Annotated in this window: 21 protein-coding genes and 1 riboswitch; of the genes, 6 read left to right on the forward strand and 15 right to left on the reverse strand. The window is 43.5% G+C overall.

The window, feature by feature from the left end:
* Positions 1 to 185: 185 nt before the first annotated feature.
* Together CHU92_RS12040 and CHU92_RS12045 are read right to left on the reverse strand one after the other, a co-directional pair.
* The gene (locus CHU92_RS12040) at positions 186 to 1469 is read right to left on the reverse strand and encodes a cryptochrome/photolyase family protein (RefSeq protein WP_094415912.1); all 1284 of its coding nucleotides are present in this window, start codon (positions 1467 to 1469) and stop codon (positions 186 to 188) included.
* Between the two features lies 1 nt (position 1470).
* Positions 1471 to 1932 (reverse strand): SRPBCC family protein, encoded by a 462-nt coding sequence (locus CHU92_RS12045; protein ID WP_094415914.1) that lies wholly within the window; start codon positions 1930 to 1932, stop codon positions 1471 to 1473.
* Positions 1933 to 2070: 138 nt separating this feature from the next.
* Between CHU92_RS12045 and CHU92_RS12050 the strand changes: the two genes are divergently transcribed.
* A complete protein-coding gene (locus CHU92_RS12050; RefSeq protein WP_094415916.1) occupies positions 2071 to 2931 on the forward strand; it encodes a DUF2911 domain-containing protein in 861 nt (286 codons plus the stop codon).
* 48 nt (positions 2932 to 2979) lie between these two features.
* Here CHU92_RS12050 and CHU92_RS12055 read toward each other — a convergent pair whose 3' ends face one another.
* The 7 genes from CHU92_RS12055 to CHU92_RS12085 all read right to left on the reverse strand — a co-directional run bounded on the left by CHU92_RS12055 (position 2980) and on the right by CHU92_RS12085 (position 10131).
* Entirely contained in the window at positions 2980 to 4683 is a 1704-nt protein-coding gene (locus CHU92_RS12055) for a sodium:solute symporter (protein WP_094415918.1), read from the reverse strand.
* Between the two features lie 149 nt (positions 4684 to 4832).
* On the reverse strand, positions 4833 to 7346 hold the full coding sequence (locus CHU92_RS12060) for a PIG-L family deacetylase (RefSeq protein ID WP_094415968.1): 2514 nt from the start codon (positions 7344 to 7346) through the stop codon (positions 4833 to 4835).
* The gene (locus CHU92_RS12065) at positions 7339 to 7878 is read right to left on the reverse strand and encodes a mechanosensitive ion channel domain-containing protein (RefSeq protein ID WP_094415920.1); all 540 of its coding nucleotides are present in this window, start codon (positions 7876 to 7878) and stop codon (positions 7339 to 7341) included. The genes CHU92_RS12060 and CHU92_RS12065 overlap by 8 nt, the downstream gene beginning before the upstream one ends.
* A 9-nt stretch (positions 7879 to 7887) precedes the next feature.
* Positions 7888 to 8478 (reverse strand): Maf-like protein, encoded by a 591-nt coding sequence (locus tag CHU92_RS12070; protein ID WP_094415922.1) that lies wholly within the window; start codon positions 8476 to 8478, stop codon positions 7888 to 7890.
* Positions 8471 to 9364 (reverse strand): UbiA prenyltransferase family protein, encoded by an 894-nt coding sequence (locus tag CHU92_RS12075; protein ID WP_094415924.1) that lies wholly within the window; start codon positions 9362 to 9364, stop codon positions 8471 to 8473. Before CHU92_RS12075 ends, CHU92_RS12070 begins: the two co-directional genes overlap by 8 nt.
* A 181-nt stretch (positions 9365 to 9545) precedes the next feature.
* Positions 9546 to 9842, reverse strand: a complete 297-nt coding sequence (locus tag CHU92_RS12080; protein ID WP_094415926.1) for a glycine-rich domain-containing protein — start codon at positions 9840 to 9842, stop codon at positions 9546 to 9548.
* A 79-nt stretch (positions 9843 to 9921) separates the two neighbouring features.
* Positions 9922 to 10131 (reverse strand): alkylphosphonate utilization protein, encoded by a 210-nt coding sequence (locus tag CHU92_RS12085; RefSeq protein WP_094415970.1) that lies wholly within the window; start codon positions 10129 to 10131, stop codon positions 9922 to 9924.
* 166 nt (positions 10132 to 10297) lie between these two features.
* Between CHU92_RS12085 and CHU92_RS12090 the strand changes: the two genes are divergently transcribed.
* From CHU92_RS12090 to asnB, 4 genes are all read left to right on the forward strand, one after another.
* Positions 10298 to 13318: a tetratricopeptide repeat protein gene (locus CHU92_RS12090; RefSeq protein ID WP_094415928.1), complete on the forward strand. Its 3021-nt coding sequence runs from the start codon at positions 10298 to 10300 to the stop codon at positions 13316 to 13318.
* Positions 13319 to 13337: 19 nt separating this feature from the next.
* Positions 13338 to 15113 (forward strand): TonB-dependent receptor, encoded by a 1776-nt coding sequence (locus CHU92_RS12095; RefSeq protein ID WP_094415930.1) that lies wholly within the window; start codon positions 13338 to 13340, stop codon positions 15111 to 15113.
* A gap of 107 nt (positions 15114 to 15220) precedes the next feature.
* Complete coding sequence (locus CHU92_RS12100) at positions 15221 to 15673, forward strand: GreA/GreB family elongation factor (RefSeq protein ID WP_094415931.1); 453 nt, start codon at positions 15221 to 15223, stop codon at positions 15671 to 15673.
* A gap of 191 nt (positions 15674 to 15864) precedes the next feature.
* Positions 15865 to 17481 (forward strand): asparagine synthase B, encoded by a 1617-nt coding sequence (gene asnB, locus CHU92_RS12105; RefSeq protein WP_094415933.1) that lies wholly within the window; start codon positions 15865 to 15867, stop codon positions 17479 to 17481.
* A gap of 215 nt (positions 17482 to 17696) precedes the next feature.
* Here the strand turns inward: asnB and CHU92_RS12110 are convergent, their stop codons facing one another.
* The 6 genes from CHU92_RS12110 to CHU92_RS12135 form a co-directional block, all read right to left on the reverse strand.
* Positions 17697 to 17927, reverse strand: a complete 231-nt coding sequence (locus tag CHU92_RS12110; RefSeq protein WP_094415935.1) for a hypothetical protein — start codon at positions 17925 to 17927, stop codon at positions 17697 to 17699.
* Between the two features lie 16 nt (positions 17928 to 17943).
* Positions 17944 to 18450, reverse strand: a complete 507-nt coding sequence (locus CHU92_RS12115; protein ID WP_094415937.1) for a hypothetical protein — start codon at positions 18448 to 18450, stop codon at positions 17944 to 17946.
* On the reverse strand, positions 18447 to 18710 hold the full coding sequence (locus CHU92_RS12120) for a hypothetical protein (RefSeq protein WP_094415939.1): 264 nt from the start codon (positions 18708 to 18710) through the stop codon (positions 18447 to 18449). Before CHU92_RS12120 ends, CHU92_RS12115 begins: the two co-directional genes overlap by 4 nt.
* Before the next feature lie 81 nt (positions 18711 to 18791).
* Positions 18792 to 19580: an ABC transporter ATP-binding protein gene (locus CHU92_RS12125; protein ID WP_094415941.1), complete on the reverse strand. Its 789-nt coding sequence runs from the start codon at positions 19578 to 19580 to the stop codon at positions 18792 to 18794.
* A gap of 1 nt (position 19581) precedes the next feature.
* A complete protein-coding gene (locus CHU92_RS12130) occupies positions 19582 to 20616 on the reverse strand; it encodes an iron ABC transporter permease (RefSeq protein ID WP_094415943.1) in 1035 nt (344 codons plus the stop codon).
* Positions 20617 to 21756: an ABC transporter substrate-binding protein gene (locus CHU92_RS12135; RefSeq protein WP_094415945.1), complete on the reverse strand. Its 1140-nt coding sequence runs from the start codon at positions 21754 to 21756 to the stop codon at positions 20617 to 20619.
* Between the two features lie 119 nt (positions 21757 to 21875).
* Positions 21876 to 22085: riboswitch (cobalamin riboswitch) on the forward strand.
* Between the two features lie 28 nt (positions 22086 to 22113).
* On the opposite strand from CHU92_RS12135, the gene CHU92_RS12140 reads away from it, so the two are divergent.
* The gene (locus CHU92_RS12140; RefSeq protein ID WP_094415947.1) at positions 22114 to 23940 is read left to right on the forward strand and encodes a TonB-dependent receptor plug domain-containing protein; all 1827 of its coding nucleotides are present in this window, start codon (positions 22114 to 22116) and stop codon (positions 23938 to 23940) included.
* Positions 23941 to 23943: the final 3 nt, after the last annotated feature.

Here is a 23943-nt window from a genome sequence, read left to right on the forward strand (position 1 = left end):
TCAAACCCCGTTATTTTTAAACTTACACACTTTTTGGGATAGTGTCGAAAAAAACGATATCTGAAATTTTTCCCAGGATATTTATTTTGTTTCTTTACCATAGTCATGCCCTTTTTTAAAATGTTGTTATATATAATATTGATGTTAATAGCCCATCTATATAACAACATAATTAAACAAGCCTGTTACTGCAGCGCTTCCTTATACACTTTCAGCGCCCTTTCGCGTGCTTCTTTATGGTCTACAATAGGTTTATAATGCAGTTCCTGGAACTCCGGCACCCATTTCCTGATGTAGTTCAGGCCAGGGTCAAATTTCTTCACTTGTTCAGCCGGATTAAAAATCCTGAAGTATGGCGCGGCATCAACACCACTGCCGGCAGCCCATTGCCAGTTGCCCACATTGCTTGATTGTTCATAATCCAGCAGCTTTTGGGCAAAATAAGCCTCACCCCAGCGCCAGTCGATGAGCAGGTGCTTGCACAAAAAGCTTGATACTACCAGGCGCACCCGGTTGTGCATGTAACCTGTGGCATTCATCTCGCGCATGCCCGCGTCGACCATCGCATACCCTGTCCGGCCTTCGCACCATGCCTTAAATTCTTTTTCGTTATTGCGCCATTGTACCCCGTCATACTGCGGGCGGAAACTTTTATTTACCGTGTGAGGGAAATGCCAGAGTATCTGCATAAAAAATTCCCGCCATATCAGCTCGTTAAGATAAGTATCATTATTGCCGGCTTTTGCTTTTTTTACTATTTCGCGAATGCTTACAGCGCCAAACCTTAAATAAGGGCTTAATTTTGAGGTTCCTTTAACTGCCGGGAAATTACGCCTTTCCTCATAATGGTTAATGATACCGGAAGAAACATCATAAGGTTCCGGCTTTATGGCAGATTCAGTAAAGCCAATATCATGCAGCGATAGAAAAGGGTAGGGGTGGGTTGCGAGTTTATCAAGGAACTTTTCAGAGGCAAACTGCTGAGGTTCCTGTTTTTTAAAGTTTTCTTTCCAGCGTTTCATGTAGGGTGTATAAACTACATAAGGCTGCCCGCCGTCTTTTATTACCTCGTCTTTTTCAAATATAACCTGGTCTTTGAAGGTTTTAAAGGCTATGCCTTTAGCCGAAAGCTGTTCTTTAATATTTTCGTCCCGCTTTTTTGCATAAGGCTCATAGTCATGGTTAGTGTACACGGCTTCTATACTGTTTTCAGCGGCCAGCTTTTTAAAAACATTTTCAGGCGTATCATAAAATACTGCTAGCGACCTCTTGTGCTGCTTAAGCGCTTCCTCTATGTCTGTAAGGAGTTTATGTATAAAGGTGACACGGGCATCGTCCTCAGGCAATCCTTTCAATATATTTTTATCAAAAATGAATACAGGCAGTACTTCCTGCCCTGACGATAAAGCTTCATATAGGCCTTTGTTGTCCTGCAGCCTCAGATCCCTCCTGAACCAGAATATATTCATACTACTTAAATTCTCCGAAAAGTTCAATCAATTTTTTCCTGCGGTATTCAAAAATCTCATCAAGCCTGGGCTTTACCATTACCGGATGCGCGAGGCTGCCCAGGATTCCCAGGGGCAGTTTGTAGTGTACAATATCTTCCATTTCCACACCACCGGGTATTTCTTTTAAAAAATGTTTGTGGTGCCAGAATTTATATGGGCCGTACCGCTGTTCGTCTACAAAAAACTGTTTGTCCTGGACATGGGTAATTTCTGTTACCCATTGCAATTTTATGCCCAGTACCGGCGTTACATGATAGTGGATGATTTGCCCGGCAAACATTTTGCGGTCATCTCCTGAGAGGGTCACAAAGCCCATTGTAGGCGGTGTAATGACCGCCAGGTTTTTAGGGTCGGATATAAAATCCCAGGCTTCCTGTAATGAAACAGGAATATTCTGTTTAGCATGTAGCGTGTATAGCATGTAGGAAAAATTTCAGGTGAAATTAATCAACATAACTGTAATATTTCAATTAATTTCAAGAAAATTACGCAAGTTTAACAATCGTAAAGGCTTAATTTTTAAATTTGTGCTATTCAATCACAATCAAATAAAATCATTATGAAAAAAGTACTTATTACAGCCGCTTTAATGCTTGTATTATCAGCCGCTTCGGCCCAGGTACGCACGCCACAGTCCAGCCCTTCAGCCCATATTGAGCAGACAGTAGGGCTTACAGATGTTAAAATTGATTATTCCCGCCCAAGTGCGAAGGGAAGGTCGGTATATGGAGAATTGGTTCCTTACGGCAAATTGTGGCGTACAGGCGCAAATGCTAATACTGTGATAACTTTCAGCCAGGATGTTATTATAGCCGGTAAAACCCTCCCCAAAGGCAGCTATGCGCTTTTTACACTGCCAAAAGCAGACAGCTGGGATATAATATTTTACGCTGACACTAACAACTGGGGCGTGCCTGATAAATGGGATGATAAAAAAGAAGTGCTCAGGGCAACCGTTAAGCCGGAGTTCCTCAGCCGTAATATTGAAACCCTTACCATAGGTATCAATAACCTCGACAGTGACTATGGGCACATTGAAATAGCCTGGGAAAAAACCATGGTATCTTTAAAATTTGAAGTGCCTACACGCCAAATGGCCCTAAAAAGTATTGATAATACATTGTCCGGCCCAAGCGCCAATGATTTTTTCTCAGCGGCACAATACTATTACCAGTCCGGCGGTGACCAGCAAAAAGCCCTTATCTGGATAAACCAGGCTATAGAAAAAATGGCGAAGGCCAACGCCGGTGAAGCCCCTTTCTATGTACTACGCCTAAAATCGCTCATACAGGCAAAACTCGGTGACAAAAAAGGCGCTATAGAAACAGCAAAACAATCACTGGCCGCTTCAGAAAAAGCCAATAATGCTGATTATGTAAAAATGAACCGGGACTCCATAAATGAGTGGAGTAAAAAGTAATTTATAATCTCATAAAAAAGAAGCCGTCTCAGAAGTGAGGCGGTTTTTTTATGACTGTATCTCATCGGGCTGTACGGGTTGTTTTATGAATAACTGCAGCACCAATGCCAGCGCTATTGTCATGGCTGCCCCAATGACGTTGAGCCACAGGTAGCTAAAGCTTTCCGTTTTATAGATTAATATTACCGTAGCCTGTGTTACAAGCGCACTCCAGAAAATAGCTTCGGATTTTATGTATTTTATGTAGAAGGCCACCATAAAAATACCCAGTACTGTACCATAAAATATTGATCCGATAATATTAACCAACTGTATCAGGTTTTCAAACAATGTGCCGAGACAGGCAAATAAAATTGCTACAATGCCCCATAATAATGTAAAAAGCTGAGTTGCTTTTACAAAATGTTTTTCTGATTTTCCGGCCGGAATGTTTCGTCTGTAAATATCAATGGCAGTAGTGGAGGCGAGGGCATTGAGCCCGGATGCGGAAGATGACATGGCTGCTGAAAATATCACGGCCAGCAGTAGCCCAATAAGGCCTTTTGGCAGGAAGTGGAGTATGAAGTACAGGAATACATAGTCTTTATCATTAGTTTCTGCCTTACTGTCAGCCTTACTGATAAGTTCCCTGGCCTCGTCCCTTAGTTCTTTTTCCCTTGTATTAAGGGTAATCATTTTGTTGTGCAATTCAGGGTTGTCGTAGTCCTGGTTAAGCTGGTTTACATATAAAATACTGATTTCTTTTTTCTCTTCCGCGAGTGCTTCCAGTTCTTTTTCAAGTTCAGTATATTGGATTTTATATGCTGAATCTGCTATTGTTTTGGTATTATTTGGGTTGAAGTGAAGTGGTGCTGTGTGAAATTGGAAAAAAACAAATACCAGCACCCCGATAAGCAATATAAAAAACTGCATTGGCACCTTAAGGAAGCCATTCATAATAAGGCCCATCTGGCTTTCCCTTACAGATTTTCCCGAAAGGTAGCGCTGCACCTGCGACTGGTCTGTACCAAAATAAGCAAGCGCCAGGAAAAAACCGCCTGCTATACCACTCCAGATAGTGTAACGCTCTTCGGGGTCAAAAGAAAAGTTTACAATATTCATTTTTTCATTGGCACCGGCTATGTGGAGCACGTTGCTGAAGCTAAGCTGGTCAGGCAGGTAATCGAGGATTATGAAAAATGTTATGAACATCCCTGTCATAATCACGAACATCTGCTGCTTGTGGGTTACGTTTACTGCTTTTGTGCCACCTGATACAGTATATATAATCACCAGTACCCCGATAATCAGGTTCATAAGATTGAGGTTCCAGCCGAGCAGGGATGACAATATTATGGCAGGCGCATATATGGTAAGTCCAGTGCCGAGTCCACGTTGTATAAGGAAAATAAGCGCTGCCAGTGACCGCGTTTTAACATCAAAACGCTGCTCAAGGAACTCATAGGCCGTAAAAACTTTCAGTTTATGGTAAATGGGGATAAAAGTAATGCATATAACAACCATGGCAACCGGAAGCCCAAAATAGAACTGGACAAATCCCATACCGTCATGGTAGGCCTGTCCTGGAGTAGAAAGGAAAGTTATAGCACTTGCCTGCGTAGCCATCACTGAAAGGCCCACGGTCCACCAGGGTGTTTCATTGTTGCCCAGTATGTATTCTTCTACGTTCTTGCTGCCACGGGTTTTTATTACTCCATAAACAACAATAAATAAAAGGGTTACACTTAAAATAATCCAGTCAATGGCGTGCATGCTACGAATATATTTGCATTAGGAAATAAAATAATAATATGTAAATGATATTGAGCAGCAATACCAGCGAGTAACCTATTTTCCATGAACCGGGATTATTTTCCATACTATGTGCGGTTTGTATTTTAGACAGGCTTTAACCTGTTTTGTTACAGTTTACCTATACCAATCAGGTTTGCCATAAGGCGATACGCGCCTGAAACGCCTTCGGGCAGTTCCCTGAAAAAACTTAGTCCGGTATAAATATAGTAACCTTTACCATATTTAGCTACAAGCAGGCCTCCTTTTTTGGGAGCCTCACCTTTATCATTAGAAGAAAGCACCGCGGTAAATTCCCCGGACCACTGGTCAGGGTAATACAGCCCCTGTTCCTGCACCCAGCCTTCAAAATCTTTTACCGTAATTTTGTTAGGGTAATTAAGTACAGGGTGCGAAGGCTCAAGAAAGGTTACAGGAGCATTTTCATCTGTTACCCTGTCCCTTGATATCCGTAGCGGGTATGGAGCAATATCGCGTGTTACCAGGTCGCCCGTAGTATTATATTGCACTACCATAGTACCGCCATTGGCAACATATTCAAAAAGTGCCTGCTGTTTGTATATTATATTGTCAAGGGTATTATAGGCGCGTATACCTACTACAACGGCGTCAATTCCTTTCAATGCTTCCGCAGAAATGCCTTCCGGTGTCAGCAGTATTACTTCATATCCCATCTGTTTCAGGCTTTCGGGTATGTTATCTCCGGCGCCCATAATATAAGCCACACGGCTACCTTTAACCTTCAGGTCTGCTTTAGTAAATTTTGCCGCGGAAGGCAGCAATACCTGTTGGTTGTATATGTGCGGATAATTTATTATAATCTGTTCCCTGTCGTATTCTTTACCGTCTACAACGGCTACGGCGCGTGCAGTAACTTCCGAAGGCACTGGTGGGGGTGTTATTTCAAAATGTACAATGACTTCACTCCCTTTTTTTAATAATTCAAAAGGTACTGATGCCGGCGTAACTTTCCAGCCCCGGGGTAACTCAAAGCGCAAGATACCGCTGCAATTATCTTTGCCGGATTTGATTTTTATACTGGCCTGCTGTGGCGTATTGTCTTTAAAAAGCTGCACTTTATGCAATAATTTTGTAGTTACTGCCGGTACAACATCAAGCGGCTGGTACACTTCGCCATATACAGGGTCGGATGTTTTATAAACTACAGTCCTTTCAAAGGGTATCTCAATTCCTGATATGTTTATATTAAAAATAAGTGCCAGTTCCCTTATAATATCAGGCTGCCCTATTTTCTGAAGGTCATCAACACGATACATGCCTGCAGTGCCTTTTTCTTGGAGCCAGTAGGGTGCGGTATAAGCTGTTTTTTCAGGTACATTTATTTCTAAAAGGCCATCCTGTACCACATTATCCTGCAATGCCACTGCCTGCGCCACTGTTTTGTTTTCAGGAAGTACAACCATAGAAGCAAGCTTCATTTGTGCGGTGCTCCTGTTTATAGCTTCCCATTTTATCCTGGCCAGGCCCCCGGGTGTTACCGACTGGTTTTCTGATACCGCTTCAAGGTACAGGCCTGCACATGCCGCTATAATATCTTTAACTTCATTTTGTTTTATGGCACGCCAGTGGCTGTCTTCCAATCTGGATATAGCTGTATAGATTTTTATCAGTGCCGGTAATGAGGCTGACGGGTTCGTGAAATCATAGCTTTTGATAACGGCATCTACAGCTTCTGCTATAGCTTTTCCTCCTCTGACCCTGTTCCAGCTAATATCAACTCCTTCAAAAAGGTTTTGCCGGTCTTTTAATTCATCTCCTTTTGTCAGTTCCAGGTATTCCATGTCATCGCCCCTTGTGCCACTGGTACCAAACCCCTGCGACCTGTGCTTGCTCCGGCTCAGCGCTGCTATTTCCTGGTTTGATTTTCCGAGTAGGGGATAATAGGTGCCTGTCTGCAGGTTTATGTATTTTGATTTGTCTGCCTTTTCAAAATTTTCTTTCCCGCCAAAAAACCACCATGATACGTTAAAAAAAACCCGTTTTGCCTGCCAGGGCTTTACAAATTTAAGCTGTTCAGGGCTATAATCAGGCTTAGCTGCCAGATCAAAGGCCTCCTGTGTAAGCATAGCCGACGATGTATGGTGTCCGTGCGTACTGCCGGGCGTTCGGTGGTCAAACCGGGTAATGATAACATCAGGCCTCAACTTGCGGATTATCCATACCATATCGTGCAGCACTTTTTCTCTATCCCATATATGCAGGGTTTCGTCCGGTACCTTTGAATAGCCAAAATCATTTGCCCTGCTAAAAAACTGTTCTCCCCCGTCAAGTTTTCTGGCTTCAATGAGCTCCTGTGTGCGTATTACGCCGAGTAGCTCCCTCAACTCAAGGCCTATAAGGTTTTGCCCGCCGTCACCCCGTGTCAGCGACAAGTAACCGGTACGCACTTTCCTGTCATTGGCCAAATAGGAAATCAACTTTGTATTTTCATCATCAGGATGGGCCGCAATATAGAGCGCTGTACCCAAAACATTGAGCTTCTGAAGTTTGGAATATATTTCTGCAGAAGAAAGTTTTTCAGGTTGCGCATGCACCAATACAGTACATAATAGCAGCAGGTAAGCCGCTTTATGCTTTATATGATTGTATAGTATATCAGTCATAAAATTCTTTTTCATCAGGTTTTCTGGAGACTATTGATATGCTCTTCTGCAGCAGCAGGCTGTTTGGGTAGGTAATCATTTCGCCTTCATGGGTACGTAAAATGGTATGGAAAGCCTTAATATCTTCAATTTGGGCTTCAATGGGATAATCTTTGTCATGTATCCTTATAAAATCGCCTATCCTGAAAGGAAATGAGAAAAAGAGGATAATGCCTGACGTAATATTGCTAAGTATAGACCATTGGGCAAAAAATGCAACACCTATAACGGCAAAAGTAGTGGAAAACACGGCTACGAGCTGCTCTTTATTTACACCCCAGATAGCGAAGAACACGATGAGGAAGAGCAACGTCATGAAGATATCTATATATTTTGATATCAGGTTGGTACGATGTTCAGAAAGGTGCGCGGCCTTTGCATACCTCCGGGTGAATTTTTTAATGAAGAAACTGAGTATAAAAAATATGGCAATAGCTATTGCGGTACTCAGCCCCTGTATAAAATAAGCATGTTCTGTAATAGGCAGTTGCATATCAATATTTTATTTTTTTACAGCAAAATTATATAAGTGCCTGTACAGCTGGTCAACAGGAAGCCCGACCACATTGGCATAGGAGCCTTCAATGCGTGCAATAGCCACAAGGCCTATCCATTCCTGTATACCGTAAGCCCCGGCCTTATCAAAAGGTTTGTAGTGGTCGAGGTAAAACTTTATTTCTTCACCCAAAATGTTATTAAAGGTTACCTTGGTGGTTTCATTAAAGATAACTAATGAATCTACATTACGGAGGCATACCGATGTTATCACCTGGTGTGTTTTGCCTGACAGCGACTCCAGCATCCGGTAAGCATCATCATAATCTTTTGGTTTGCCCAAAGCCTTTCCTTCATGCCAAACAATTGTATCGCTGGTAATGAGTATCTCATTACGGGCTACCATACCAAATGCTGAAGCCTTGAGCTGTGCAAGGTAATCGGTTATTTCTGATGCCTGCAAATGTTCGGGATATACTTCTTCAATATCTTTAAGGCGTATTTCAAAGTCCACATCAAGTTCCCTGAGGTATTGTTGCCTCCTTGGCGATCCTGACGCCAGTATTACTTTATAGTTTTGTAAAGCCTGCCTAAGCATGTTGCCTGATGTTTAATGTTATTACCACCGTAAAAACTACTGTAAATGCGATAACCAGTTTTAGTACATTGCCGAGGTGCCGGTAGTCAGTCTCTGTTTTGGCGCTCCAAATTTTTATAAGCAGGTAAATCAGCGGCCCCAAAATAAAAAACAGGCCATAACCCAGTGCCCATAAAAGCCCCGAAAGGTATGTCTGCCCATAATACAGGAGCAGCACACAAGGCAATAAGGTAAGCCCAAAGACAATTTTGTTGGACCGCTTCCTGCCTATGGCTATTGGCAGGGTATTTTTTCCTGTATTATAATCCTTATCGGTATTATACAAATCAATTAATAATGTATATATTAACACAAGTAAAGTTATAAAAATGGAAAAATCTATAGTCAGGCGGAACATTGTCTGGAAATACTGCCTGTTCTCCATTACGAGGAAAGGGTAGAAGTTGAATATACTGATAATTATAATGCTCATGCCGGCTGTAATTGCTGTAAGCACATTGCTTAACAGCATTACCTGCCTGAGGTTAGTAGCCGAAATAAATAACAAAGCGGCCGCGATGAGGAACACAGCAACGAAGCCCGGGCGTCCAATAAAACTGGCAATATAATAACCTATACCAATAGCTGCAAAGTTTATAATCATATAGATGTTATACCCCCGCGCTTCACTGAGACCGCCCGAATATTTTTCGCTTCCTGATATGGCTTCCATAAGCGAACCTCCGGCGGCAATAAGTACGCAGGAAAGCACCAGCAGCGCATATTGCCAGTGATTTAGCGCCAGCAGGAGCCCCGGCTGCTGCTCCAAAAAGCCGTAACGGAATACCAGTTGCGCAAATGCCAGCAAGGCAAGGTTTTGCGGGCGGAATAATTTCAGTATTTTCATTTAGTACTAAATATTAATTGAAGTGGTTTAAACTTTTATTTTATTAAATTTCTTTAGTGCGATGATTGTAAAAGCCAGGTAATTAAAGCCTAACCAGCTTGCGGTTGTTGTGTCAAATCNACTCGGATTAGATTATTTGTCAAATTGCTTATTATCAAAGTTCAATAAGCTGGAAATTAATTTAATACAATTTTTGTCGTGTACTTAAAGTATTTTTACAAAAATCAATCCAATAAGACCGGGTATAAGTAAGGTGCAGGTGCCACGCCTGGTCTACAGGATCGGAAGGCGTAACAGGTGTTGGCGATACACAGCACAGAAAGATAAATCTTTTATATTCTGTAATAACTTCCTGTGTGTATTTCCGGCTCCAGCCATTTTCCCTGGCAAGCCTTGCAGAAAAAGTTAATGCAGCATTTTCTTCATCAATCGGGAAGCGCTGTATACGTTCCCAAAGTTGTTTTTCTGATGGAGTCATTTTTGTTTTAAAATTACTTAAAAACAAAAAGCGCAGTTAATTTTACCCTGGCGTTTCACTGCATTTAAAGATATACTTGTTACACTTTTTTCAAAAATTCTGTTTTCAGTACCATAACAGTTTTTTCTACTTTACCTTCAATCTCTTTTTCATTAACGGTAAGCCGTATGTTCTTTACTGTTGTGCCACGCTTTATTACTGATGATGAGCCTTTTACTTTAAGGTCCTTTATTACGGTTACGCTGTCACCTTCGTTCAGTATGTTGCCGTTGCTGTCTTTTGTCTGCATAATATCTTTATTTATGGCTGTAAAAATACAAACTTGTAAAAGGTACACCTTGTTTTACTTAACAAATTATTAGCGCAGGGTGCGGCAAACAACTATACTAAAACCTCAAAATGCCCCGTTAAATAAATAAGATTTGATATATTTGGCTATCCATAAAACAACCGTTATGCGCATATTGAAAAGGTTCTTGTTTTTATCTCTTGCTTTTACAGCCATGCAGGTTTCAGCACAGCAGTCGGCAATTTATACCTATAACCTTAAAGATTTTGAAAGGGCTGTTGCTTTATATAACGATAAGCAGTACCAGGCAGCCCAAATATTGTTTGAAAAAACAAAAACTTCCAGCCAGGATATGGAGGTGCAGGCCGATTGTGCCTACTATATAGCTAACTGTGCCATCCGCCTGAACCAGATGAACGCCGATGTGCTTATGGAAGATTTTGTGGAAGACTATCCTACCAGCCCTAAGCAGAACCAGGCTTTTGTGGAAGTGGCAGGTTACTATTTTGAGCAGGGGCAGTATGCGCAGGCGCTTAAATGGTATGATAAGGTAGATGAAGGTAACATGAGCGATGCCAACCGCCAGCGCTACAATTTCCAGAAAGGGTATGCCTACTTTAGTGCAGGCGATAAAAAGCAGGCCGAAAAATACCTGAACAAAGTGGTCAATTCTAAAGAGTTTGGTTCGCAGGCTAAGTATTACCTGGGTTACCTTGCTTATGAAAGTGATAACTATAAGGATGCCAACAAATACTTTGAACAGGTGGAAGACCAGGAAAAGTACAAAGAGAAAATGTCGTACTTCCAGGCGGATATGAACTTTAAGCTGGGGAACTTCCAGAAAGCAATTGACCTTGGGGTGCCGCAGCTGGCGAAGAGCGATGCTAATGAAAAATCAGAACTTAACAAGATTATAGGCGAAAGCTACTTTAACCTTAAGCAATATGATAAGGCCCTGCCATACCTTAAAGAATATAAGGGAAAGAAAGGGAAGTGGAACAACACCGACTTTTACCAGCTTGGATATGCTTATTATAAGCAGGGCGATTATGAAAATGCCATAGCACAATTCAATAAAATTATAGAAGGTAATGACCATGTGGCGCAAAATGCCTATTACCACCTGGGCGAGAGCTACCTGAAAACCAACCGCAAGCAACAGGCGCTGAATGCTTTTAAAAATGCTTCGGAAATGGAATTTGATGCCAAGATACAGGAAGACGCGTGGCTTAATTATGCCAAGCTGAGCTATGATATAGGCAACCCTTACCAAAGCGTGCCCGAGGTGCTTAATGCCTATCTTGATAAATATCCTGCTACACCATATAAGCAGGAGATACAAACACTTCTCGTAAATTCATATATTACTTCAAAAAACTATAAAGAGGCGCTGGCACTGCTTGAAAAAGAGCGTTCGCCGCAAAACAGGCAGGCGTACCAAAAAGTGGCTTTTTACAGGGGTATGGAGTTATACACAGACGGAAATTACCAGGAAGCCCTGGCTTTATTTAAAAAATCAATAGCCGAGCAGCGCGACCCAAGATTTACTGCGAGGGCAACATTCTGGAAAGCTGAGACAGAATATACACTTGACCAGTTTAATGAAGCACTGATAAGCTATAAGCAGTTCCTGGCTTTTGAAGAAGCAAAAGATACGCCGGAATATAAACACTCCGCTTACAACCTTGCCTATACTTATTTTAAGTTAAGGGAGTATGAGCAGGCAGCTAAATTTTTTGGTGATTATGTAGCTACAGCAGCTGCCAAAAGCGACAGGGTAAGGCTTAATGATGCTTACCTGCGCCTCGGCGACAGCCATTTTGTTACCGCTAAGTACTGGCCAGCCATGGATTCCTATAATAAGGCTATTGACATGAAAGGTATTGATGCCGATTATGCCTTTTTCCAGAAGGGGATTAGCTATGGCTTTGTTCAGCGCAATGACAGGAAAATTGAAGACCTTACCAAATTTGTACAGGCCTATCCTAAGTCACAATATGCTGATGATGCACTTTATGAACTGGGTAATACCTACGTAACTGAAAATAATACCACAAAGGCACTGCAGACTTATGACAGGCTTATTAATGATTACAGAGGCAGTTCCTACGTTTCAAAAGCAATGATGCGCCAGGCGCTTATTTATTACAATGCAGAGAAAGACCAGCAGGCGCTTGCCAAATTTAAAGAAGTGGTTGCGGCGTATCCTGATACACCCGAAGCTATGGAGGCAGTTTCAACGGCGCGTAACATTTATGTTGACAACGGTAATGTAGATGAATATGCTGCCTGGGTTAAAACCCTTGGTTTTGTTGATGTAAGTGATACAGACCTTGACAATACTTCGTTTGAGGCTGCTGAAAAGCAGTACCTGCAGAACAATACCAAACAGGCTGTATCGTCCCTTACAGGCTACCTGTCAAATTTCCCGAACGGGATACATGCCCTCAAGGCAAACTTTTACCTGGCACAGGCCTATTATGCCGAAGGGCTTGAAAGCAACGCCGTGCCGCACTATGAATTTGTTACAGGCAAGCCCCGCAACGAGTTTACGGAACAGGCGTTGGCACGACTGAGCCAGATTCATTTAAAGAAGGCTGACTATGCCAAAGCCATACCGGTGCTGAAAAGGCTTGAAACAGAGGCAGAATATCCGCAGAATGTAACGTTTGCACAGTCAAACCTTATGAAAAGCTATTACGAAACCGAAGATTACGCCGGTGCCGTAACGTATGCTGATAAAGTGCTGGCCAATACTAAAACTGAAGACAGGGTAAAAAGCGATGCACAGATCATTGTGGCACGCTCGGCCATAAAAGCAAATGATGAGGCAAAGGCACGCGCAGCTTATGCCAAACTGCTTACAATAGCCAAAGGTGAAGTAGCCGCTGAAGCGCTGTACTACGATGCGTATTTTAAAAATAAGGACGGAAAGTATGATGCCTCAAACACGGCCGTACAAAAGCTTTCAAAAGATTATTCAGGTTATAAGTACTTTGGTGCCAAAGGCCTGGTGGTTATGGCAAAGAACTTTTACGGGCTTAAGGACAGTTTCCAGGCTACCTACATACTGGAAAGCGTTATAAAAAACTTTAAAACCTATCCTGATGTTGTTGAAGAAGCCCAAAAAGAGTATGACCTGATAAAAGCAGAAGAAGCCAAACGCAATTCATCTGTTCAAAACTAACCCTATACGCCTGTACAAAATGAAGATCAACGTAAAATATACAACGCTTTTTATACTACTTGCCGGATTTGGAAAGGCAGCTGCCCAAAAAAAGGATGAAAACATAGGTACCGAAGTGGTAAATGTAGTAAAACCCTATACACCCACTATTTCGGATGCTTTCAAAGTAAAGGAAACACCTGTTATTGAGGATGAAGACAACACCCGTCGCGAAGAGATAAACTATAACATATTTTCATTCCCCGTGGCATCAACCTTTACACCGGCAAAAGGCAAGGCTGCGGGTGTAGATAAACCGCAAAAGGAAAAGCTTTACAACAATTATGCAACGCTTGGTGCAGGTAATTACGGAACAGTAAATGCCGAGCTTTTTGTTACCGAAAACCTTAGCCGTAATGAGTACGTAGGCGGAATGCTGAGGCATCTTTCATCGCAGGGCGGTATTGATGAAGCAGTACTCGATGATAAGTACTATAATACTTCTATAGACCTTACCTATGGCAACAGGCAGCAATCTTATAACTGGACTGCCGACCTGGGTTATAAGCACCAGGTGTATAACTGGTATGGCCTGCCGGAAGATTTTATAGCCATAGCCGAACCGGAAGATATTAATAGTATTGACCCGCAGCATACTTTCCATAATTTTTATATAGGGGGTAAACTTGGGGCAAAAGACAGCTTTTTCCGTGATGCGACTGCACAATACAGGCGCTTTTGGGACGCTGAAGGTTCAGCTGAGAACCGTTTTTTCATTAAGCCCGCGCTTGATGTTGATGTAGCAGGCGAAAAAATAAAAGTTGATTTTGTAGCTGACTATGTTGGCGGCACTTTTGAAAATAATTACTTTGCTGCCGGTACCGCGCCTGAATACAGCCATTTTAACCTTGGCCTCCAGCCTGCAATCCTTTACCAGAAAGAGGACCTTTCAGTGCAGTTGGGGGCATGGCTGTTTTACAGCATGGGCAAGCTTAATGGCGAGAGCGATGGCAGGTTCTTTGTGTACCCGCAGGTAAAAGCATCTTATAAAGTGGTGGGCGACCTGATGGTTGCCTACGCCGGTGCTGAAGGTACGCTACGCCAGAACTCCTATGAAGATGTTGTTTCGGAAAACCCTTTTGTATCGCCAACGCTTGATATTACACCTACCGACCAGAAATATGATATTTATGTAGGCCTTAAGGGTAAGCTTGCCAATGCGGTTGCTTACAATTTGCGCGGCTCATACATGAATGAAGATGACAGGGCACTGTTCCTCAGCAATCCTGCAGTGCAGGTTACAGGAGTGCCGGTTAACCCAGCAGATGTTGAGGGATACCAATTTGGCAATTCATTTGGCCTTGTTTATGACAATATTAAAACCATTAGCTTTTTTGGTGAATTGAGGGCCGATTTTTCAAAAAGTGTGTCTTTCGGAATCAACGGGACCTACTATAGCTACAACACGTCTGACCAGGCTGAGGCATGGAACCTTCCTGAAATTAGGGTAGGCGCTGATGTTGATGTTGACATTACCGAAAAATGGTATGCAGGTGCTAACGTGTTTTTTGTGGGCGACAGGAAAGACCGCAGGTTCTTTGAAAATCCTGCAGATCCCGCTTTCTATAATTTTGAAACGGTTACCCTTAAAAGCTATTTCGACCTTAATGCCCACGTAGGCTATAAATACAGTGAGAGGCTTACGGGCTTCCTGAGGCTCAATAATATAGCCAACCAGGATTATGAGCGCTGGCTTAACTACCCGGTGCAGGGCTTCCAGTTCCTGGTGGGGGCGTCTTATAAGTTTAACTTTTAAACAAATTTCACAGAGTCTCATAGAGCAGACGCAGAATTCCAAAGAGATATAATAGTTCTGTGAAACCCTGTGCTCATTCTCCGTGTACCTCTGTGCAACTATAAATAATGCAAGATTTAAAACATAAAATCCTATCCTACTACAAGCAACAAACCCAGGACAGGATTGATGCCTTTCGGGATATGATCGCCGCCCTTACCGAAGGAGCCGCTAATGATGCTAAAGGCTCCGCCGGCGATAAGCACGAAACTACACTTTCAATGATGCACCTTGAGCAGGAAAAACTAAATGCCAAGCTGGCTGAATTCCTGGAGCAAAAAAGGGTGCTCGACAAAATAAACCCTGATGCCACAGGCGAAAGGATAAGCATTGGCAGCCTGGTGCAGGCTAATAATATGTATCTGTTCCTGAGTGCCGCACTTCCTAAAATAACTGTTGACGGTATTACCGTTATTGCCTTGTCACCGCAATCACCACTGGGGAGCGCTTTGATAGGAAAGCAAAAGGGAGATACTTTTAAAATAGGTACTTCCGGTTACGTTATTGAGGCTGTATTATAAATTACAATCTGTAATTTTTTCTTCAGCTCACAATTCTATTTTCTTTCATTTTTTAATAAATAGTGGTGATATTAATTTTTTTTGAAACCATATTCAATTTTTATTTTTAAATTATAAAGCTAAAATACAATTTTGTCTTGCAGTATATGTAAATATTGCACCCGTAAAAAATAAAAAAGACAAAATAGCATATGTGTGGAATTTTAGCCATTATAGGAAAAGGAAAAGACGAACAACTGGTAAAACAGCTTTCTAAGAGGATGTCGCACCGCGGGCCGGATGAAAGCGATGTTTATATTACACAAAATGGCCATTTCCTGAGCCATGAGCGTCTTTCAATAATAGACCTGCATACGGGCAGGCAGCCCATACAGGGGACATCAACGGCATATATGGTGCATAATGGCGAAATTTATAACCACCGCCAGCTTCGGGATACGGTTTTGAGCCACCATACTTTCCGAACAACATCCGATTCTGAGGTTATAGTACACCTGTATGAAGAATTTGGCTATGATTTTTGCAACCTGCTCGACGGTATGTTTGCCTTTGTGGTTATTGATGGTGATGACTTTATAGCCGGGCGCGACCCACTTGGTATAAAACCATTGTATTATGGGCTTGATGAAAGGGGGAGGATATACTTTGCGTCTGAAATGAAAGCAATAGCCGACCAGTGCCAGACTTTTTCAACCTTCCCCCCGGGGCATTACTATACCCCTAAAACAGGTTTTGTTAAGTATTACAGGCCACAGTGGGAAGATGCATCAAAAGCCGTTGAAGACACAGATTACGCTGCCTTGCGAGAAACACTTACAAAAGCCGTAAAGAAAAGGCTGATGAGCGATGTTCCTGTAGGCGTGCTGCTTTCGGGTGGGCTTGATTCTTCCTTAACATCGGCAATAGCAGCCAGGGAAATGAGAAAGCAGGGGAAAGTGCTGCATTCTTTTTCTATAGGCCTTGATGCTATGGCGCCCGATGTAATTGCAGCGAGGAAAGTGGCAGATTTTATAGGAACGGAACACCACGAGATATATTTTACCATTGAGCAGGGGATTGCTATACTTGATAAACTGATATGGCACCTGGAAACTTATGATGTAACATCTGTCAGGGCAAGTACACCCATGTACTTCCTCTCTAAGGCTATTACTAATATGGGTATTAAGGTTGTGCTTAGCGGTGAGGGTGCCGATGAGGTATTTGGCGGCTACCTGTATTTCCGTAATGCGCCATCGGCTGCCGATTTCCAGCGGGAGACCATCGAAAGGGTACAGAAGCTGTTTACGGCCGACCTGCTAAGGGCCGATAAAAGCACAATGGCACATGGGCTCGAGGCCAGGGTACCGTTCCTTGACAAGGAGTTCCTGGAGCTTGCCATAAAAATAAAACCTGAAGAAAAACAGCCCGAAACCTACGCTGGTGTAGAAAAATATATCCTTAGGAAAGCTTTTGATGTGCCAGAAGACCCTTACCTTCCGGAAGAGGTGCTGTGGCGCCAGAAAGAACAGTTTAGTGACGGTGTGGGCTACAACTGGATTGATACGCTGATTGAATACTGCGCAGCGCAGGTAACAGATGAAGATATGGAAGCTGCAGAGAGCCGTTTTCCTTATAATACACCGGCCACTAAAGAGGCTTATTACTACAGGTCGGTGTTCCATAAGCATTTCCCGCAGGTAAGCGCGGCACAGACCGTACGCAGGTGGATACCCAAATGGCAGGAAAATACTGATCCCAGCGGAAGGGCAAATGCAGCCCATATTAAAGCCGACACGGGTATTTCCATAATAAAGGCTGAAGTTTAGTAAATTTTTTGATTAGTTTGTGTTGTTGTGTAAAGCCCGCATTTCAGCGGGCTTAAATTTTGGCATTGTAGGTATAGCCTATTTTTTTTCGGTATAGCGTTCCTCATCAATATCCGAATTAAAATCGCGGTTCTCAGCTGTTTCCATAGCTTCAGCCCCGGTAGTGGTGCCGCGGCTTTTATCAGTAATCTTGCCGCCTTTGTCAGAAGCCCCACTCAGGCTGTTAACCGGAGGCGCTTTTTTTTATTGATATCGCGGGCACGTTTTACAGTTTCAACAGTACCTTCTTTATCCTTCTCAATTTCAACATTGTGCTTATGGGCAGACGGGTCATAGTCCTCAGGAAGGTTTTCTCCGCTAAAGCCTTCGTTCCCTTCTGATTCCTTTTGCTGGTTGAATATTTTTTTTGAGCCTAAATCTTTAGGTTCGTCAGTTCCCGGTGCCATACCTGTAGTATTTTAGTTATCTGAAATTAATAATAAAATTATAGTGCGAGCGGATTATCCTGTTTACGGTGTTTTCCAGTGATGGCTCCACTTCCTCATAATCTTCCTTAAGCGTACCGGCTGAAGTAAAATAATCCGGTATGTTATATTCTATGCGAACATCGTTGGCGTATATTTCGCTGATGGTAAATGTTGCTGTATAGCTGTTTTCTGCAAAGCTGAGCTCCATATTGTACCTGATGTCATGGTCAAAGCCTTCGCCTTTGTTACGGTAAAAGAAAGCCCCGTCTTCCCTGGCAGATACTGTGAGCAAATTGCCCGTAACGCCTGTAATATCATAGCCTCCGCGCTGGTAGGTTTCCATGGCCCAGTTCCGGGTAAGCTCAGCTAATTTTTCATTGGGTGTAGCCGGTATACTAACCGTAACAGGAGCAAACCCTGAGCGTGTAAGTTCTGCCCTTTGTGGCTGTGCCGATGCTGCCACACCGATGAATACTGCTGCTATAACTACTAATGGTTTCATATCCCGCGCTGCAGCGCCTTTTGGAATTCTTCTTTTATCCTGTCGGTTGAAACCAGCATAGGCTTTTTATCTATGGTTACAATAATATCATCACCCTGTATAGCATACGAACCCTCGAAACCGCCTACGGGTGTGCTTCCTCTAAAATTGCCGCTGTTTTCGTTGCCGGCCAGTGTGCCGTTGCTGCCAATCATATTTTTTAGCCTGGTTATCAGCTGGGCCTTATCACCCGGATAGCTGATGGTAAACTGCTTGCTCATAGTAAGTGTTTTTTTGATGTTTTGTATATGTAAATATACTCAATCAGAAAAACCTTGTGTGTTTACCTTTTGTTAAACCTGCTACAGGTTAATGGTAAAGCCTCCTTTTGAAGCGTCAAAAACTATGCTTTCATCCCTGAAAATGGTATTGAAAGCATTCCTGCTGATAAGATGTTGGGGGGTACCCTGCATAATACTGCCTTCTGCCATTACAATAAGCTCATCGCTGAGTTGTAATGCCAGGTCAATATCATGGGTAGAATAAAGTATGCACTTGCCCGCTTCAGCCGACAGCTTTTTAAGGAGTTTCAGGAGGCCGGCTTTGTGGAGCAGGTCCAGGTGGGTGGTCGGCTCGTCAAGTAGTATAAGTGGTGTGTTTTGTGCGAGTGCACGGGCTATAAGTACTTTTTGAAGCTGCCCGTCGCTTAACTCATAATATTTTTTTCCGGCTAAATGTGCTGTCTGCGTGAGCTCCATAGCTTTGTTCACTTCCTTATGGTCTTCAGGAGACAAGGCATCGAGCCAATTAGTATATGGCTGCCTGCCCAGCGCCACAAGCTCATAAATGCTCAGGTTGCTGGGGGGCAGGCCCCCGGTAAGCACCAGGCTTAGCTGTTGCGCCAGCGCATGGGGAGCATAACCAGAAATATCGCGGCCGTTAAGCAGTATATTGCCTGCCAGTGGCTTTTGTAACCCTGTAAGTGTGCGCAGCAAGGTTGATTTACCTATGCCGTTAGCCCCAATAAGTGCAGTAAGTGTGCCCGCCTTTAAGTCAAGGTTTATATGGTGTGCAATGCCGCTGGCCCCTTTCTTTGCCCGGAAACCAATGCTTAGCCCCTCTGCCGATAATATAGTTTTAGCCTCTCCCATATTAGCTGTATATTCCTTTGCGCCTGCGCAGCAAAAGCCACACCACTACCGGCGCACCTATTATTGATGTTATGGCATTAACAGGCAATATAAAGTTATTGCCGGGTAGCTGTGTAAGTGTATCACATAAAAGTACAATAATACCCCCAATGAGCAGTGTAGCCCGGTAAAGTACAAAGTGGCTGCTTGTCCTGAAAAGCAGTTTTGCCATGTGCGGCACCGCAAGGCCCACAAAGGCTATAGGGCCTGCAAATGCGGTAATACCGCCCGCCATAAGGCTGGTGGCCGCAATGATAATAAACCTTGTACGCCTGAAATTTATGCCCATGCTTATGGCATAGCGCTCCCCGAGCAAAAGTGCATTGAGCGGTTTTATGCAGCATGCTGCCAGCATAAGCCCTGCAGCACATACTGTAGCCATAATGCCCACATGTCCCCACGGGAGGTTGCCCAGGCTGCCAAGTGACCAAAAGGTAAATTTCTGCAATTGCTCTGCTGTGCTGAAAAAGGTTAATATGCCCACTATAGCGCCGGTAAAGCTACCAAACATAAGCCCTACTATAAGTATGGCCATGGTATCGCGCAGGCGGCGCGCCACCAGCAGTACTGCCAGCAGCACCAGCAGGCTCCCCAGGGTTGAGGCAAGTACAATACCATAGGGTGAAAGGAAAAAAATGCTTAATGCCGCAGGAAGCATTCCTGCACCAAGCAGCACAAAGGCAACGCCAAGGCTGGCCCCGGAGCTCAGGCCCAGTACATAAGGCCCTGCAAGCGGGTTCCTGAAAAGGGTTTGCATAAGCAGGCCTGAAACCGATAGCCCCATACCCACTACAACAGCTGTTATGGCTTTAGGCAGCCTGTAGTTGATTATGATGTATTGCCAGGTTTCTTTTGCGGCAGTGCCGCCGGTAATGCTTTTTACTACATCTTCAAGGGGTATTTTTACGGCTCCCAGGCTGATGTTCATAATAAAGAAGGACACCAGCACCAGGCTAAGCAATATAAACAGGATACTATTTTTGTTGCTGCGCTGCAATTATTTTAATTTTTCAAAAAAATATAACCGGTATTCCGGCATAAGCTCAGGGTGTAATATAGCTATAAGGTCTTTCAGCACCAGATCGGGCCGGTTGGGGGCAAGCTCATAATACAGCACGCCTCCTTTAGCTCCCTTTTTACTGCTGAATGTATATACCTTTCGTTCTTTAAAGGCTTTGAACCTGGCATAGTGCCTGTTGGCATCAGTCATTTCACTAAAGCCGGTAAACTGACCCGGGCCAATCCAGTAGTCTGCATTTTCGGCTTTGTCCAGCACAGCCTCAAACGACAGGTTAAGGCTGCCCGTACCGTCGGTATCAGCCCAAAGGTAGCCTGCATGGGCATCTTTTATAAACAGCGCCGCCCAGCTGTTGCCCTGTGGCAGGTACCACTGGTCGCGGTATATGGCCCCACTTAAAACGGTTGGTTTAGTCGCTGCTTTTTTTGCCAGTAATGCGGCTTCATTATAATCTTTTACTATGGTGTTAAACAGGGTCTCGGCTTTTTCTTCCAGGCAATACAGCGCGCCGAAAAATTTAATCCACTCTGCCTTGCCCAGTGGTGATTGTTCGGTCCAGTCGCCGTTGTACAATACATTTATGCCGCTCTTTTGCAGGTTGTTATAGGTTTTATTATTACTGCTGATGCTGAATCCTACAACAGCATCCGGCGAAAGGTCAATCAATATCTCCGTGTTTAGTTCTTCATTATGACCCACTTCCTTCACCAGGCCTTCATCTATACGCCTGCGTGTATTTTCTGAGGAGACAAAGTCTGTATTTGGAAAACCCGAAAGTGTATTTTCAACACCCAGCATTTCCAGGGATGGGATATGAGTGGTAGAGGTTACCACCACCGATGTAAGCGGTACATTAACAGCAGGATATTGCTGCAGGCTGTCGGGCACTTTAACACCGTTTCTACGTAATACGTACGTAAAGGTTTCCTTTGCTTCGGGCCACGGGTTGGTAACCTTTACAATGCTGTAACCCTCATAGCGGTATATTTCAAGGCCCCTGGCATACTTTACCGTATTTGCCTGTTGTGCAGTTTCGTCCTGTATGGACGGAGCCTGTTTCTTGCAGCCGGCAATTAGCAGCAACACTAAAACGGATAAGCAGGATATAAAATTCTTCATAAGGATATAAAGTGTTGCAAATGTATGATTTTTAATTATTAGCCAATACTGCCCGGATTAAACTCATTAACACAGCAAAAGCTTTATTGCGCAGTAGTAGGAAACTAAAATATAAATTTTATATTTGCACCACTTAAGGTTGCATTGCTGTTTACGCAGCATTGCATTAAAAGGGAATCAGGTACAAGCCTGAGCTGTTCCCGCAACTGTAAGCTAATCCCGCAAGGGAGGCTGTTGTTAACTGCAAAGCCACTGTGCGCATTACCGGCGTATGGGAAGGTAAACAACAGTACGCAAGCCAGGAGACCTGCCTTAAGGTAAACAAATACCTGCCTTCGGGAAAAAAGGCAAAGGATTATGACGCTAAAAAAGCTTGTAATAGTAGGGTTTCTTCTGGCCTGCCAGTATGTTGCTGCGCAGCGCGATACACTTATGCAATTGCGTGAAGTAGTTATTACTGATACGCAGCTTCGGGCATTTTCCGCCTCGCAAAGCACACAGCAGCTTAATGATTCGGTTATTAAACGGAATCCGGCATCGCTCACCTCATTGCTCAATTACAATACTGTGATCTATTTTAAAGAGAACGGGCCCGGCATGGTTTCATCGCCTTCATTCCGGGGTACGACCGCACAGCAGACCGCAGTAATATGGAATGGCATCAACATCAACTCGCAGCTCAACGGCCTTACTGATTTTAATACCCTTTCCACACGCGATTTCAAAGATATAACCGTGAGGGCTGGCGGTGGCAGCGTTATTTATGGCAGCAGCGCCATTGGCGGCAGCATACACCTTAATACAGGCCTTACTTTCGGCCAGGCATTTTGTAACGAACTGCGCACTGAGTATGGAAGTTTCGACACTAAGAGCATTAATTATAAAGCCGGGGCAGGAGCCGAAAACACTGCAGTACAGGTAAGTATAAGCCACAACAGCTCAGATAATGACTTTGAGTTCCCCGGATATAACATAATAAATGAAAACGGCCAGTACCACAACACCAGCCTTAATGCAGGCGTTGCCTACAGGTTTAATGGTTATAATACACTACGCTTTTACAGTTATGCGTTTAGCGCAAAAAGGCATTTTTCAAGAACGGTTACAGTACCTTCAAAAAGCATGTACCGCGATATAAATACCCGCAACCTGCTGGAATGGCTATATGACAGGGGCAGGTTTACCTCAAAAGTAAAAGTGGCCTATCTTACGGAACAATATAAATATTATGAGGACTTCAGGCAGGATATTTATGATGAGGGGGAGGTAAAAACGTGGCTTATCCGTTACGACCTTTCCTATAGGGCAGGAGAGGCCATAACAATGAACATTATAACTGACTTTACAAAGAATTCAGGCAGCGGGTCAGACATCATGCAGCAAAAAAGGCAAATTGGTTCTGCCACTTTGTTACTAAAGCACCGGATAAATAGTAAGCTGAATTATGAGGCAGGGCTGCGCAGGGAAGTTACCGATGCTTATGACAGCCCACTGCTCTTTTCGGCAGGGGCGGTTTATGATGCTTTTTCTTTTTATACACTAAAGCTAAATGCCTCCCGTAATTTCCGCATACCTACTTTTAATGACCTTTACTGGCAGGGTAGTGGCAACCCTGATCTGAATCCAGAAACATCGATACAGGCTGAAATCGGCAACCATTTTCATTTTGGCGGACTTAATATCGCCATGACAGGCTACTATATAAAGCTGCGCGATATGCTGCGCTGGGTGCCGCGCGGTAACCAGTGGGGGCCTGAAAATGTTGGCAGGGTTTCCACCTATGGGCTTGAAGGCCTGCTTAACTGGCAAAAACAGCTGGGGAGGCACCGTTTTGATGTAGCGGCTACCTATGCTTATACCATATCCCGTGAAGACGGCAAAAGCGAACAGCTTATATATGTCCCGATGCATAAGGCCACGGCTTCGGCATCTTACAGCTATGGCAATACCACGCTGTATTACAGGCACCTTTTTAACGGCGAAGTGTATACAACTTCAGACAATACTGCTTCTGTTGATTCTTATAATGTATCATCAGCCGGAGCCGAATACCATATTAATATACTGGCGGGAATTGACATTGGGGCACAGGTGCTTAACCTTTGGGATGAAGCTTATGAGAATGTAGCATTCAGGCCATTGCCGGGGAGGCATTATAACATGTATCTAAATTTTAAATTTTAATAA

This window comes from Flavobacterium cyanobacteriorum (genome assembly GCF_002251835.1).
Lineage (GTDB): Bacteria > Bacteroidota > Bacteroidia > Flavobacteriales > Flavobacteriaceae > Flavobacterium > Flavobacterium cyanobacteriorum.

Bases quoted from the DNA above. Each gene is read 5' to 3' on its own strand.
- CHU92_RS12040 (WP_094415912.1), bottom strand. From the start codon at position 1,469: ATGAATATATTCTGGTTCAGGAGGGATCTGAGGCTGCAGGACAACAAA.
- CHU92_RS12045 (WP_094415914.1), bottom strand. From the start codon at position 1,932: ATGCTATACACGCTACATGCTAAACAGAATATTCCTGTTTCATTACAG.
- CHU92_RS12050 (WP_094415916.1), top strand. From the start codon at position 2,071: ATGAAAAAAGTACTTATTACAGCCGCTTTAATGCTTGTATTATCAGCC.
- CHU92_RS12055 (WP_094415918.1), bottom strand. From the start codon at position 4,683: ATGCACGCCATTGACTGGATTATTTTAAGTGTAACCCTTTTATTTATT.
- CHU92_RS12060 (WP_094415968.1), bottom strand. From the start codon at position 7,346: ATGACTGATATACTATACAATCATATAAAGCATAAAGCGGCTTACCTG.
- CHU92_RS12065 (WP_094415920.1), bottom strand. From the start codon at position 7,878: ATGCAACTGCCTATTACAGAACATGCTTATTTTATACAGGGGCTGAGT.
- CHU92_RS12070 (WP_094415922.1), bottom strand. From the start codon at position 8,478: ATGCTTAGGCAGGCTTTACAAAACTATAAAGTAATACTGGCGTCAGGA.
- CHU92_RS12075 (WP_094415924.1), bottom strand. From the start codon at position 9,364: ATGAAAATACTGAAATTATTCCGCCCGCAAAACCTTGCCTTGCTGGCA.
- CHU92_RS12080 (WP_094415926.1), bottom strand. From the start codon at position 9,842: ATGACTCCATCAGAAAAACAACTTTGGGAACGTATACAGCGCTTCCCG.
- CHU92_RS12085 (WP_094415970.1), bottom strand. From the start codon at position 10,131: ATGCAGACAAAAGACAGCAACGGCAACATACTGAACGAAGGTGACAGC.
- CHU92_RS12090 (WP_094415928.1), top strand. From the start codon at position 10,298: ATGCGCATATTGAAAAGGTTCTTGTTTTTATCTCTTGCTTTTACAGCC.
- CHU92_RS12095 (WP_094415930.1), top strand. From the start codon at position 13,338: ATGAAGATCAACGTAAAATATACAACGCTTTTTATACTACTTGCCGGA.
- CHU92_RS12100 (WP_094415931.1), top strand. From the start codon at position 15,221: ATGCAAGATTTAAAACATAAAATCCTATCCTACTACAAGCAACAAACC.
- asnB (WP_094415933.1), top strand. From the start codon at position 15,865: ATGTGTGGAATTTTAGCCATTATAGGAAAAGGAAAAGACGAACAACTG.
- CHU92_RS12110 (WP_094415935.1), bottom strand. From the start codon at position 17,927: ATGGCACCGGGAACTGACGAACCTAAAGATTTAGGCTCAAAAAAAATA.
- CHU92_RS12115 (WP_094415937.1), bottom strand. From the start codon at position 18,450: ATGAAACCATTAGTAGTTATAGCAGCAGTATTCATCGGTGTGGCAGCA.
- CHU92_RS12120 (WP_094415939.1), bottom strand. From the start codon at position 18,710: ATGAGCAAGCAGTTTACCATCAGCTATCCGGGTGATAAGGCCCAGCTG.
- CHU92_RS12125 (WP_094415941.1), bottom strand. From the start codon at position 19,580: ATGGGAGAGGCTAAAACTATATTATCGGCAGAGGGGCTAAGCATTGGT.
- CHU92_RS12135 (WP_094415945.1), bottom strand. From the start codon at position 21,756: ATGAAGAATTTTATATCCTGCTTATCCGTTTTAGTGTTGCTGCTAATT.
- CHU92_RS12140 (WP_094415947.1), top strand. From the start codon at position 22,114: ATGACGCTAAAAAAGCTTGTAATAGTAGGGTTTCTTCTGGCCTGCCAG.